We start from the raw sequence: 11,817 nt of genomic DNA on the forward strand, positions 1-11,817 counted from the left end.
GCGGTAAAGAAAAAGCCATTTCAATCACTAATTAACTTATCCCATAATCCCAGCAAAAAAGTCGATCGTCTCTTTCAACGCTTTCACAAACACATCAATCTCCTCGCGAGTATTGTAAAAATACAAACTCGCCCGCGCAGTAGATGAAATATTCAAATAGCGGTGCAAAGCTTGCGTGCAGTGATGCCCGGAACGAATGGCGACTCCCTCCTGATCTAACATGGTAGACAAGTCTTGAGGGTGAATTTCTCCCGCAGTAAATGCCGCCAAAGCTGCCCTACCTTCGCCGTTGCTGTCTGGTTGCGGGCCGTAAACTTTGATTTCTGGAATTTGCCGCAATTGTTGGAACATATAAGCAGTCAATTCTGCTTCGCAAGCGTGAATCTTATCCATGCCAATGTTACTAAGATAATCGATTGCTGCACCAAGGGCGATCGCCTCGCCGATTGCAGGCGTACCGGCCTCAAATTTGTGCGGCAAATCGGCATAGGTGGAATAATCGAGAAATACGTCAGCAATCATCTCGCCGCCGCCGAAAAACGGAGGCATTTCTCTCAGCAAGTCCAGTTTACCGTACAGAAAACCGATGCCAGTCGGAGCGCACATTTTGTGGCCGGAAGCAACCAGCCAATCGCAATCTATTGCTTGCACGTCTACTATCATGTGCGGCACGCTTTGGCAAGCATCAATTAAAACTCTTGCACCGTAAGTGTGGGCAATTTTGCAGATTTCTTTAACTGGACTGATGCAGCCTAAAGTATTAGAAATGTGAACGGTTGACACCAATTTTGTTTTATGGGAAATCAGGGTTTTAAACTGTTCCAAATCAAACTCGTTAGTTTCCGTTAACTCGACAAACTTCAGCACCGCACCTGTTCTTTGAGCAATCATTTGCCAGGGAACGAGATTGCTGTGGTGTTCCATCACCGACAGGATAATTTCGTCTCCGGCTTGCAGATTGCTCAAACCCCAAGAATAAGCAACCAAATTAATCGCTTCGGTGGCGTTGCGAGTGTAAACAATTTCTTGCCGCGATGCCGCATTTACAAACGCCGCAACTTTGTCTCTAGCACCTTCGTAAGCATCAGTGGCTTTGGCGCTGAGAGTGTGAGCGCCGCGGTGTACGTTTGCATTATATTGTCCGTAGTAATCACGCCAAGCGTTGAGTACAGCTAGGGGTTTTTGAGAGGTAGCTGCATTGTCTAAATAAACTAGCGGTTTACCATTTACGGTTTCATTTAAAATTGGGAAGTCGCCACGAACTTTTGAGGCAAGTGTTTTTTCTTGAATAAGTGTCATATTTTTGAAGTTAGTGATTTGTCGTTGAGTGGGGGCGGGTTTACGAGATTGTTGGTTTTAGGCAATTATTATTCGTGAAACCCGCCCCTACAGGCTGTTATAAATGGTGCAAGATGTTGTAGGGACACAGCACTGCTGTGTCCTCTGTGTCCTCATCTTGATGAGTTATCCTTGGATAGCCACACAGGTAGAAAGCATTTTTGCCACGCCCAGAATCGGTAATTGATTGAGCATTTCTGCCGCGAAAGCATCGATTAGCAAATAGCGACTTCTTTCTAAATCCAAACCGCGACTTTGCAAGTAGAAAAGTTCATCATCTTCTAATTGACTGACAGTTGCACCGTGGGAACATTTAACGTTGTCGGCGACAATTTCTAACTGCGGTTTGGTATCTACGCGAGCTCTCGGCGACAGCAACAAATTCCGGCTTAACTGTCCGGCATCTGTCAATTGTGCGGCTTTGCGAACGAAAACTTTGCCGTTAAATACAGCGCGAGCTTTGTTACCGATAATGCACTTGTGCAATTGGCGGCTTGTACCGTGGGGGTAATTGAAATCGATTACACTGTGAGTGTCAGATAACTGTTCCCCAAAGGCTACGCTTAAGCCGTTTAAAGTTGTTTCAGTGGCTTCGCCGCGCTGAAATACTTCTAAATTGTGCCGCGATATTTTGCCTCCCAAGCTGATAGCATGGCAAGTATAACGGCTATTACGAGATTGCTCGATCGCACTTTTGCCGATATGAAAAACCTCCCCACCTTCCCGCTGAAGCCGAACGTGATTCACGGTGGCGTTTTCGCCGACAACTACATCCGTTACAGCATTAGTAAACGCTGGTACATTACCGATAGTTACGTAATCCTCAACCAGGGTCACGCTGCTTCCAGGCTCAGCTATAATTAAGCAGTGCGGCTGGCACATCGTGGGAGATGCACCAGGCGCTGTCAGGAACAGCAAGTGAATCGGAAGGTCGATCGACATATTGGCCGGCACGAACACCACCGCAGAATCCGCCAAACCCGCAGTATTCAGCGCCGTAAATACCTCGGTTTGCTGTCTGTGCTTGCTCAAAACATCGCTGATGCGCCCTTGATATTTTTCGGGTACATTGGATAGATTACCTGCGTAAAAGTCGATCTGCAAATTCGGCAAATTCACCGTTGATAAATCCGGTGCATAAAAACCGTTGACAAATACCAATCTTAATGGTAAATCATCCCGATTTTTCACTGGCATAATGATATCAGCCAGCTTAACTTTGGACTGATTGCTCTGGGGTATATGAAAAGGAATTTGCAACACCGACGACAAATCAGTAAAGCGCCATTCCTCATCCCTCACCGTCGGAAAACTCGAAGCAAGCACGTATTCAGTCGCCGCATCCCGCAAATCCTGCAACCCGTAAGCCGCACTTTTGCTATTAGCAGCCTCCAACTTGCCGCACTGATTCACCAAATCAGTCAAAAACATTTCCCTACTAGCAACTTGCGTATTCATCATCGCGCGCCTACTCCTGCTGCTTCCTCTTCCACAACCCAGTCATAACCGCGCTCTTCCAATTCCAGCGCCAACTCTTTCGGGCCAGTCAAGATAATTCGGCCGGCTTCCATGACGTGAATAAAATCAGGAATAATGTAATTCAACAACCGCTGATAGTGAGTAATCACCAACATCGAATTTTCAGCATTTGACAAATGATTCACACCGCCGGCGACAATCTTGAGAGCATCGATATCCAAACCCGAATCAGTCTCGTCCAAAATAGCTAATTTCGGTTCCAACAACGCCATTTGTAAAATTTCATTCCGCTTTTTTTCGCCACCGGAAAAACCCTCATTTACGCTGCGGCTTAAAAAAGAATCATTCATCTTGACAATATCTAGCTTTTCCTCGATTAAATCTTGGAAATCAAAAGCATCCAATTCTTCCAATCCGCGATGTTTGCGGTGAGAATTGTAAGCCACGCGCAAGAAATCCAGATTGCTAACGCCGGGAATTTCCAAAGGATATTGAAAAGCCAGAAATACGCCAGCCAGAGAACGTTCTTCCGGCGGTAATTCCAGCAAATTTTGACCCAAAAAAGTAACTTCTCCGCCCGTTACGGTATAAGCAGGATGACCGGCTAATATCTTAGATAAAGTGCTTTTTCCCGAACCGTTCGGGCCCATAATCGCGTGAATTTCACCCGATTTTATTTCCAGATTCAAACCCTTAAGGATTTGGGTATCTTCCACATTCGCAGTTAAATCGCGGACGGATAGCACCACTTGACTATTTTCAACAATCATCTATTTTTGTCCTTTTCCTCAATGCACTTTACAGTTTTTTTTCTCGTTCTTCTCGTTTCTAGGCTGTACCCATTAGTGACAATTTAAGGTTAAACCGATAGTCCGCCAGGGAATTAATTCCCTGTCTCAAAGCTTAAGTCCTCTGAAGAGGACTGAGAAGAAAATTTTTAAAATCATTAATCCTCCGAAGCGAGGACTTTAGCTTTGAGGCAGGGGTTTCAACCCTTGCCGGACTATCGGTTTGACGTTGAATTGCCAGCAATAGGAGCGACCTGGTAACGAGGGTAAATTATCCGACACTTCCTTCGAGTTTCAGACTCAACAGCTTATCAGCTTCCGCTGCAAATTCCATCGGTAACTGATTGAAAACATCTTTACAGAAACCGCTAATCATCATCGAAATAGCATTTTCTGCCGAAATTCCCCGCTGTGCGAAGAAGAATAATTGCTCTTCTCCAATCTTAGAAGTAGAAGCTTCGTGTTCAACTTTAGCAGTGTGGTTCTGCACTTGAATATAAGGGAAAGTATTCGCTTGAGCGTTATCCCCAATCAACATGGAATCGCACTGAGAGTAATTGCGAGAGCCTTTAGCATTCGGCCCCATTTTCACCAAGCCACGATAGCTGTTAGATGAATTTCCCGCAGAAATTCCCTTAGAAATAATCGTGCTGCGAGTGTTTTTACCAACGTGGATCATTTTGGTGCCGGTGTCAGCTTGCTGTTTGTTGTTTGTCAGCGCTACCGAGTAGAATTCGCCTACCGAGTTGTCGCCGACTAACACGCAACTGGGATATTTCCAAGTAATCGCGGAACCAGTTTCTACTTGTGTCCAAGAAATCTTAGAATTTACTCCCTGACACAAACCGCGCTTAGTCACGAAGTTGTAAATGCCGCCTTTGCCGTTGGCGTCGCCAGCGTACCAGTTTTGCACTGTGGAATATTTGATGTCGGCATTGTCCATTGTTACCAATTCCACGACGGCGGCGTGCAGTTGGTTGGTGTCAAACATGGGAGCGGTACAGCCTTCGAGGTAAGACACAGAACTGTTTTCTTCTGCGACAATTAAGGTGCGCTCGAACTGGCCGGAATCTCCGTTGTTGATGCGGAAATAGGTGGACAATTCCATCGGACATTTGACGCCTTTGGGAATGTAAACGAAGGAACCGTCGCTGAATACGGCGGAGTTGAGGGCTGCGAAAAAGTTATCGCCGACTGGTACGACGCTGCCGAGATATTTTTCTATTAATTCGGGATAATCTTTGACGGCTTCTGAAATGGAACAGAAAATAACACCATCTTTGGCTAACTTTTCTCTAAATGTTGTGGCAATTGAAACGCTGTCGAAAACGGCATCGACGGCGACATTTCCCAGCCGTTTTTGTTCGGAGAGGGGAATGCCGAGTTTCTCGAAAGTTTCTAGGAGTGTCGGATCAACTTCATCCAAACTGTTGAGCTTTTTGGGCTTTTGTTTGGGCGCGGAATAGTAGATAATTTGTTGGTAGTCGATCGCGGGATAGTTGACGTGGGGCCAGGTGGGCTCGGTCATTGTCAGCCACTTGCGGTATGCTCTGAGGCGGAATTGCAGCATGAATTCCGGTTCGTTTTTCTTGGCGGAAATCAGGCGGACTACATCTTCGCTCAAGCCGCGGGGGATGGTGTCTGACTCGATGTCGGTGACGAAACCGTATTTGTAGGGCTGGTTGACTAAGGTTTTGACTGTGGTAGAACTCATTATTTTGCGTGTTCAGTGTTCTAGATAATGCTCTCTGGATGGCAGACGGGGCAATGCCTGTCTGGGCTTGAGCGAGTTCTGCTGGACTGCTCTGGGAAGTTAAACAACAATTTGGTTGCTTTACTATATTTTAAGCTACATTAACAATAGTGATATTGTCAAAGTCAAATTAATAATTTTTTGTGAAGATGATGGAGACTACTCAGCAGACTTCCACGAAACAAGACATCCTGGAATATTTGCTCAAGGGGGGGCAGGGGACGGCTCTTGAGTTGGCGGAGTCTTTGGATATCAGCCCGCAGGCGATTCGCCGTCATTTGAAGGATTTGGAAGCGGAGGGGCTGATTCAGTATCAGTCGGTTCAGGCTGGGATGGGGCGGCCGCAGCACATTTATGAGCTTACCAGTCTGGGGCGCGATCGATTCCCGAATCGTTACGGCGATTTTGCAGTCTCTTTCTTGGATACTTTGGCGGAAACCGTCGGCCGCGAGCAAGTGATTACTATCCTGCGAAAACAGTGGCAGCGCAAGGCTACGGACTACCGCCGGCTAGTGGGTACGGGTTCGCTGCAAGAACGGGTGACTAAGTTGGTGGAGCTTCGCAGGGCTGAAGGCTATATGGCTGAGTGTTATCCTGTAGAATCTGTAGAGGTGGGGATGTGCGATCGCACTGGTTTGGGCGATCGATTTGTGTTGATGGAACACAACTGCGCGATTTCTAATGTTGCTGAAACTTTTCCTAGTGTGTGTGGCAATGAGTTGGAAATGTTTGCAGCGGTTTTGCCGGATTGCATTGTGGAGCGGACTCACTGGATTATTGATGGGGAACACCGCTGCGGTTATTTGATTGCAAAGAAGAAGGAAGAAGTTCGGCAACGGATTTTCTAACGGATGTAACGGATGTCACGGATGAAAGTTCGGCAACGGATGAGTGTAACGGATGTCACGGATGTCAGGGATTACCAATTACCGATTACCGATTAGGAATTACTAATTTTTAATATATGGAACCGCTAGCAGATTTTTTAAAGCCGGAAGAGTGCGCCGAAGTTGATATGGCGCTGCTGTCGTCGAAGGAAAAGTTTTCGGCGCGGCTGGCAATTTATGCTTTGAGGGTGCTCAAGCAAATTGCTGGGGAGACTGGTTTGCCGGTGGCTGAGGTGACTAATGGGCAGGTGATGGATTGGATTAAGAATGATGAGAGTATTAAAGGGTCGATCGAACTTGATGCTAGTTTTGAAAACTTTTTTACGAATTTGGTCGTTGCGTCTTTGCGGCCTTTGAGGCAAATTGCGACGGAAGCCGAGATCCCGATCGAAGAATTAACAGTTAAGCAGGTCGTGGCGTGGTTTGAGAAGGACGGGAAAATTCGCAGAGAACTGGGAACCGATGCGGCGTTTTTGGACTTGTGAGTTAAAGGTCGAGCGGCCGCACCCCCAAAATCGGCCTCAAACCCCGATAATTCCATCGGTTTCGGGCGCTCGAAAAAAAGTTTTGACTTTGGGGTTGACAGACTAGGGAAAACTTGATAAGGTAATTAAGTCGAGCGAAAGAGATGCAGCGCATCTGACTTAACGCAGACACAGGATTAAAAGTTTTCAAAGCTTTCCTGGTGCTTATGATGTAATGGAACCACTCCGATCCATCCCGAACTCGGTTGTTAAACGTTGCTATGGCGAAGATACTCGGCGGGTCACTGCCCGGTAAAATAGCTCAGTGCCAGGTTAATCATAAATTAGAGCTCTTTTCCCGCAACAACGGAAAAGGGCTTTAGTTTTTTGGTGAGTGACAGATGTTTATAATATGACAAGTGCGTAAGTCCAGAACAAAATCTGGTGTAGTTGGGAAAACAAGGGTGAAATGCGTGTTATCAGCCGAAAAATCCTGCGAGATTTCTGTGAAAGCCATGCCGATTCCTGCGATGCACTTTATGACTGGTATAGAGTTTCAAGTAAAGCCCAATGGCAGAACCTAATTGATGTTCAGCAGATTTATCCAAAAGCTGAGTCAGTCGGAAATTTTACCGTATTTAATATTAAGGGAAATCGATATCGGCTGATTGTTGATTTGGTTTACGTTTCTCAAAGAATCTACATCAAATATGTTCTGACTCACGCTGAGTATGATAAGGATGAGTGGAAAAATGATCCGTACTTTTGATGCCAAATCTTATACAGATTTACTTGTTCGATATCAACCAAAACCGATCGCAAATGAAGCAGAAAACGAGGCCGCGATCGCTCTGGCTTGCGAACTGGAACACCGCCCTATGCGATCGCTGGAGGAAGAGCTATTTCTGGAGCTTTTGATAACGCTGATTGAAAAATTTGAATCTGAAAATTATCCGATTCCTGCGGGAAATGCTGCTTCTATGTTGCAACATTTAATGGATGCGAGAGATTTGGACAAATCCGATTTAATTCCTGTTTTGGGAACGGAAACTGAGGTTGAGAAAGTTTTTGTTAGTGGAAGGGCGATCGAAATAGATGAAGCCAGAAAATTAGCCGATTTTTTCCAAGTTGATATTAGTTTGTTTCTTTAAGTGCGAGCCACTACTTGTGGAGTAGGAATTGCTGAGATTCGCTCTGCGGCTGATTAGTCATTAGTTTTAAGCGATCGACTTCCTCGAACTATTTTGCCCAAGCTTTGGCAATATCGTCTGGGAGTTTGGGCTCCGCTATTCTATTTTGGTGCTTGTGCATCACAAAGTCGATGAAGCCGCTGACTTCTGGCAAGAATGATTCTGGAAGTGGCTGCAATAAGGGCGATCGGTATATCAAAAATAGTCATCATAATTGCCTCTTTCATTCGTATTTATTTTAATAAAATCATAACAACATCGTGCTTATGATGTAATGGAACCAGTCCGATCCCTCCCGAACTCGGTTGTTAAACGTTGCTATGGCGAAGATACTCGGCGGGTCACTGCCCGGTAAAATAGCTCAGTGCCAGGTTAATCATAAATTAAAGCTCTTTTCCCGCAACAACGGAAAAGGGCTTGAGTTTTTTGGTGAGTTATTAGTCATCTACACCAAAGCTCGTCTAGGACCCTCCGGATGCCGAACCCCTACTCCCCACAAGAATTGTTGGAGATGTCTAATGTGCCAGTTAGGATACTGGATCAATACGACGTTGAAGAACTAGCTTTCTACCTTGAAAAATGTTAAAATTGTATATCTATCGTATCTAATATGGGGTTTCAAGAGGATGCAAGATGAACAGCTTGATAAACAACTGAAATCCGGTTCTGAGCCAGATAGAGAACTATCTATTGATGCAACCATCGCTAGTAAAAATGTAGATGTTCCTTTGAGGGAGAACTACGGCAGTGAATTCAAAACTCATATTCTAGAGCAATACAAGCTTTACGTTGAAATGGCGGATAGAGTAAGTTCAAGAAGAGTACAGATAGCCAGCTTCTACACGTCTATACTATCCGCTCTCCTGGCCTTACTTTCCATTACAAGCAACAAAGATCTTTTTCAATGGTCCCAAAGTTTTGTTCTTCTTACAGTATCAATTCTTGGGCTATGCCTTTGTTTAGTTTGGGCTGCAAATATTAATTCATATAAACAGCTTAATTCCCTGAAATTTAAGGTTATTCATGAAATGAAATATCACCTACCTTTTCCTTGTTATGACAGGGAATGGCAGATCCTTAAAGAAGATAAAAATAGACGAAGTTACTTCCGTTTGACTGCTGTTGAAAAGTACAGTCCTATAATTCTTGCTGTTCCTTATCTCTGCTTGTTTCTCTACTCTATTACTAAAGTACTGAATTTATAAAAGAGGGAGATAAATTTTTACTACAACATCAAAATTTAGATTCCAAGGCTAAGTGCGGTACCAGAGCATTATGAATTTTATACCGTTCCGAATTTAGTTTTCTAGACTTTGCATTAATTAAATCCTTGCTATCAAAAGCATATTCAAATTGAAATTTATTTTTACTAACCTCTTTGCCTAGAATAGATAGGGTTGACAGATGCTCAATCAAATAATCTAAACGTTCTTCTGATTCTGATAATTGTGCATCACACATAGCTACATACAAAGTTTCTTTATCAATAACTTGTGGACATCCAACTAACTGATACAAAAACTCTTTAAGCTGATCTATCGTGATACCATTCTCAACCATCATTGATGTGAAAACCCACGATGAGTAGTTTTCATAACCTGATTTTATATCTTCTTCTTCAATAAGTGAGTGACCTCTAGAAACAGCATATTCGTGCGCACTCTTAAAGAAATAAATAATATCTCTAGGTCGAGGTATTAACTTATCATAAATGTAATCTTTTACAGGTATATCTTCTACAGTTTTAACGATATATTTCTCCCACAAGTTATCTGAAAGTAGCTCATTGCTACTTAATTTTATAAATCTCTGCTCTATAATTCTGAACAAAATATCTTTATCGCCTAAGTTCAAAAGATTGGTATATTCTACTTTGTCTGGCTCTCTAGCTCCACCAAGGATGTATTTGAATATGTCGCTCCTCAAAAAAATAGTCAGATGAAAATCTATATTCTTCGACTGCCCTTTGACTGTAAAGGATAATAGTTCTCTGACAATTCTGCCTGTAACACTAAGCAATCCCAAAATCCACTCGCTTTGAAGGTTTAACTTGTTATCTTTTTTCCATGACTTATCTAGATTATCTATAAGTACTAAGATTTTCTTATCCTTGTTAAATAACTCTGCTAACAAATTTTTTATTTTGGCTAAGGTTTCACCATGCATAATCTCAGCTAACTTTATTTTAAAGTCCGAAAACTTTTGTTCTCCATTAATTATGTTGGCTTGACGAATATTTTCTAACTCTTGTTCTAATCTTTCAGAAAAATCTTTTAAAAATAAATCGGACTTACTCTCAATAAAATCTTTAAACTGTATTTCAGCCTGGTTAAGTGCAGATAAAGGTTTTGAAGTAATCCTATGATAGATGGATTTAGCGACTTCTGTGTAGATTAAAAGTTTCCAAGCACTCTCCACTAAATAACTTTTCTCGTATTCTTCTGAAGGAACCTGTAATATCTTAAGCAACGCATCGATTTCAAAATTTATCGGCTTAATTAAACAAACATGATTTCTAGAATCTTTTTCCAAAATATTCTTTAAATAATATAGAGTTGCAGTTTTTCCGGTTCCTTTTCTTCCAATGACTATGTTGGAAGCCTTTTTGATTAAAGTTGATGGAGCAAAAGTTTCAACATAATAATCTGACAAATCTTCACTTTCATCTTCTGCCAGAAATTCACCAAAAGTTATTTGCTGAAACTCTGTTAATTGTCTGTTGATTTTTTGACTTATATTTTGCTGAGAATAGTATTCTAATAGCCTCTCTTGTCGAGCAGATAAAAAGTCATTTATTATCTCCTCGCATCTCTTTTTAATCCTATATTTAATCAATAAATGTCTGTAATCTATAGGCACTTCATAAGGTTCTTCTGCCACCATCAGAATATCTAGACCATAGCCAAGAGCAAGACCAGCAACAAGTGAACACTTTGAGTTTTGAAGTTTATATCCTACACGAGCCGTTGAACTGAATTCTATCAAAGCTGCTTTGTTAAGTCGCTCTAAATACCATTCGATAGGCTGCACTGTATTTTCTGAGGCATCATCTGTATAGCAAGGAATTTTATACTCTGCAATTTTGCTGGCGATAACTCGACTGTAGGGAGTATCAAGCTGACTCTTTAGAAACATTAAAGGATTACTGAAACCTGAAATTTGTTTTTTAGGCAGCTTGGTTTGAGCCGTGGAATCTGAAACAAAAGAGATAAAAGCCTGTAGAATATCAGAGCTGTTTATATACTTTTGATAGCCAAGAGTTGTTAAGGATGAAAATTCTTTGTATCGCTTTGTTGATTCAATGTGTGAACTATCAAGTATCAAGAATATGGCTTTATTATTTGCCATCGCGTAGCCAATTTCAAAAATAACGTTGTCACTAAAGCCTGTTAAATCAGCACAAAAATACTCGGCTTCATCAATAGCTTTTGTTACTTCCTCGATAATCAATTTGCCATTGACTCTGTAGCTTGTCCAGGATTTTAGTGAGGCGATACCAGAAACGTTGACAAGCTCAATTGCTTCTTCAATCGATTCCCCAACTGAATAGGGTTTACCACTATATGCAAAGAACCCAGTTTTCATGTCGCTAGAACCTCAAAAACAACTATTAAATATACCACAAAATCCCTCTAAAATACAGTTAAAATGTATAACCACTAAAGCATTCACTCCATGTATTCCTTCATGTCCTCAAGCGGCTCATCAAAGTCATCAGGCAGCGGTAGAACAAACATTCCTTTCATTGTCCCGGCAACTCGACGCTTCTTTGTTGGCTTTTCTTGGGTTGAGTTTTTAGCCTGCTTTTCGATCAAAAACTCAATATAATGAAGCACTTCTGTCTGAAGAGCGTTCCACCGGCGTCGCACGCCGGTTATGAATAAAAGAAACAGTAAAGCTAGCCCAAAAGTTGCCAGC

Annotated in this window: 12 protein-coding genes and 2 rRNA genes; 7 read left to right on the forward strand and 7 right to left on the reverse strand. The window is 42.6% G+C overall.

What is annotated here, in order from left to right; all coding sequences use genetic code 11:
* Positions 1 to 36: 36 nt before the first annotated feature.
* From QUA10_RS19170 to sufB, 4 genes are all read right to left on the reverse strand, one after another.
* Entirely contained in the window at positions 37 to 1,299 is a 1,263-nt protein-coding gene (locus QUA10_RS19170; protein WP_333084567.1) for a SufS family cysteine desulfurase, read from the reverse strand.
* A 165-nt stretch (positions 1,300 to 1,464) separates the two neighbouring features.
* A complete protein-coding gene (gene sufD / locus QUA10_RS19175) occupies positions 1,465 to 2,799 on the reverse strand; it encodes a Fe-S cluster assembly protein SufD (protein ID WP_333084566.1) in 1,335 nt (444 codons plus the stop codon).
* Positions 2,796 to 3,587, reverse strand: a complete 792-nt coding sequence (sufC, locus tag QUA10_RS19180; protein WP_333084565.1) for a Fe-S cluster assembly ATPase SufC — start codon at positions 3,585 to 3,587, stop codon at positions 2,796 to 2,798. The genes sufD and sufC overlap by 4 nt, the downstream gene beginning before the upstream one ends.
* 289 nt (positions 3,588 to 3,876) lie before the next feature.
* Positions 3,877 to 5,319, reverse strand: coding sequence for a Fe-S cluster assembly protein SufB (sufB, locus tag QUA10_RS19185; protein WP_333084564.1), 1,443 nt, complete (start codon positions 5,317 to 5,319; stop codon positions 3,877 to 3,879).
* 188 nt (positions 5,320 to 5,507) lie between these two features.
* On the opposite strand from sufB, the gene sufR reads away from it, so the two are divergent.
* The 5 genes from sufR to QUA10_RS19210 all read left to right on the forward strand — a co-directional run bounded on the left by sufR (position 5,508) and on the right by QUA10_RS19210 (position 7,860).
* Positions 5,508 to 6,206, forward strand: a complete 699-nt coding sequence (gene sufR / locus QUA10_RS19190; protein WP_333084562.1) for an iron-sulfur cluster biosynthesis transcriptional regulator SufR — start codon at positions 5,508 to 5,510, stop codon at positions 6,204 to 6,206.
* Between the two features lie 116 nt (positions 6,207 to 6,322).
* Positions 6,323 to 6,730 (forward strand): hypothetical protein, encoded by a 408-nt coding sequence (locus QUA10_RS19195; protein ID WP_333084561.1) that lies wholly within the window; start codon positions 6,323 to 6,325, stop codon positions 6,728 to 6,730.
* 196 nt (positions 6,731 to 6,926) lie between these two features.
* Positions 6,927 to 7,043, forward strand: a 5S ribosomal RNA gene (gene rrf / locus QUA10_RS19200).
* A gap of 135 nt (positions 7,044 to 7,178) precedes the next feature.
* Positions 7,179 to 7,478, forward strand: coding sequence for a type II toxin-antitoxin system HigB family toxin (locus QUA10_RS19205; RefSeq protein ID WP_293125902.1), 300 nt, complete (start codon positions 7,179 to 7,181; stop codon positions 7,476 to 7,478).
* Positions 7,462 to 7,860, forward strand: a complete 399-nt coding sequence (locus QUA10_RS19210; protein WP_333085866.1) for a transcriptional regulator — start codon at positions 7,462 to 7,464, stop codon at positions 7,858 to 7,860. Before QUA10_RS19205 ends, QUA10_RS19210 begins: the two co-directional genes overlap by 17 nt.
* Before the next feature lie 88 nt (positions 7,861 to 7,948).
* Here QUA10_RS19210 and QUA10_RS19215 read toward each other — a convergent pair whose 3' ends face one another.
* Positions 7,949 to 8,098: a hypothetical protein gene (locus QUA10_RS19215; RefSeq protein WP_333085867.1), complete on the reverse strand. Its 150-nt coding sequence runs from the start codon at positions 8,096 to 8,098 to the stop codon at positions 7,949 to 7,951.
* A 57-nt stretch (positions 8,099 to 8,155) separates the two neighbouring features.
* Between QUA10_RS19215 and rrf (QUA10_RS19220) the strand changes: the two genes are divergently transcribed.
* Positions 8,156 to 8,272: ribosomal RNA gene (rrf, locus tag QUA10_RS19220) — 5S ribosomal RNA — on the forward strand.
* A 253-nt stretch (positions 8,273 to 8,525) separates the two neighbouring features.
* Positions 8,526 to 9,104, forward strand: coding sequence for a RipA family octameric membrane protein (locus QUA10_RS19225; RefSeq protein ID WP_333085868.1), 579 nt, complete (start codon positions 8,526 to 8,528; stop codon positions 9,102 to 9,104).
* 28 nt (positions 9,105 to 9,132) lie between these two features.
* Here the strand turns inward: QUA10_RS19225 and QUA10_RS19230 are convergent, their stop codons facing one another.
* Entirely contained in the window at positions 9,133 to 11,484 is a 2,352-nt protein-coding gene (locus QUA10_RS19230; RefSeq protein WP_333085870.1) for a P-loop ATPase, Sll1717 family, read from the reverse strand.
* 83 nt (positions 11,485 to 11,567) lie between these two features.
* On the reverse strand, positions 11,568 to 11,817 hold a 250-nt coding region (gene vapB / locus QUA10_RS19235; protein ID WP_333085872.1), incomplete at its 5' end, for a type II toxin-antitoxin system VapB family antitoxin.

The sequence above is a fragment of the Microcoleus sp. Pol8_D6 genome, from assembly GCF_036700965.1.
Taxonomy (GTDB): Bacteria; Cyanobacteriota; Cyanobacteriia; order Cyanobacteriales; family Microcoleaceae; genus Microcoleus.

Bases quoted from the DNA above. Each gene is read 5' to 3' on its own strand.
- QUA10_RS19170 (WP_333084567.1), bottom strand. From the start codon at position 1,299: ATGACACTTATTCAAGAAAAAACACTTGCCTCAAAAGTTCGTGGCGAC.
- sufD (WP_333084566.1), bottom strand. From the start codon at position 2,799: ATGATGAATACGCAAGTTGCTAGTAGGGAAATGTTTTTGACTGATTTG.
- sufC (WP_333084565.1), bottom strand. From the start codon at position 3,587: ATGATTGTTGAAAATAGTCAAGTGGTGCTATCCGTCCGCGATTTAACT.
- sufB (WP_333084564.1), bottom strand. From the start codon at position 5,319: ATGAGTTCTACCACAGTCAAAACCTTAGTCAACCAGCCCTACAAATAC.
- sufR (WP_333084562.1), top strand. From the start codon at position 5,508: ATGATGGAGACTACTCAGCAGACTTCCACGAAACAAGACATCCTGGAA.
- QUA10_RS19195 (WP_333084561.1), top strand. From the start codon at position 6,323: ATGGAACCGCTAGCAGATTTTTTAAAGCCGGAAGAGTGCGCCGAAGTT.
- QUA10_RS19205 (WP_293125902.1), top strand. From the start codon at position 7,179: ATGCGTGTTATCAGCCGAAAAATCCTGCGAGATTTCTGTGAAAGCCAT.
- QUA10_RS19210 (WP_333085866.1), top strand. From the start codon at position 7,462: ATGATCCGTACTTTTGATGCCAAATCTTATACAGATTTACTTGTTCGA.
- QUA10_RS19225 (WP_333085868.1), top strand. From the start codon at position 8,526: ATGCAAGATGAACAGCTTGATAAACAACTGAAATCCGGTTCTGAGCCA.
- QUA10_RS19230 (WP_333085870.1), bottom strand. From the start codon at position 11,484: ATGAAAACTGGGTTCTTTGCATATAGTGGTAAACCCTATTCAGTTGGG.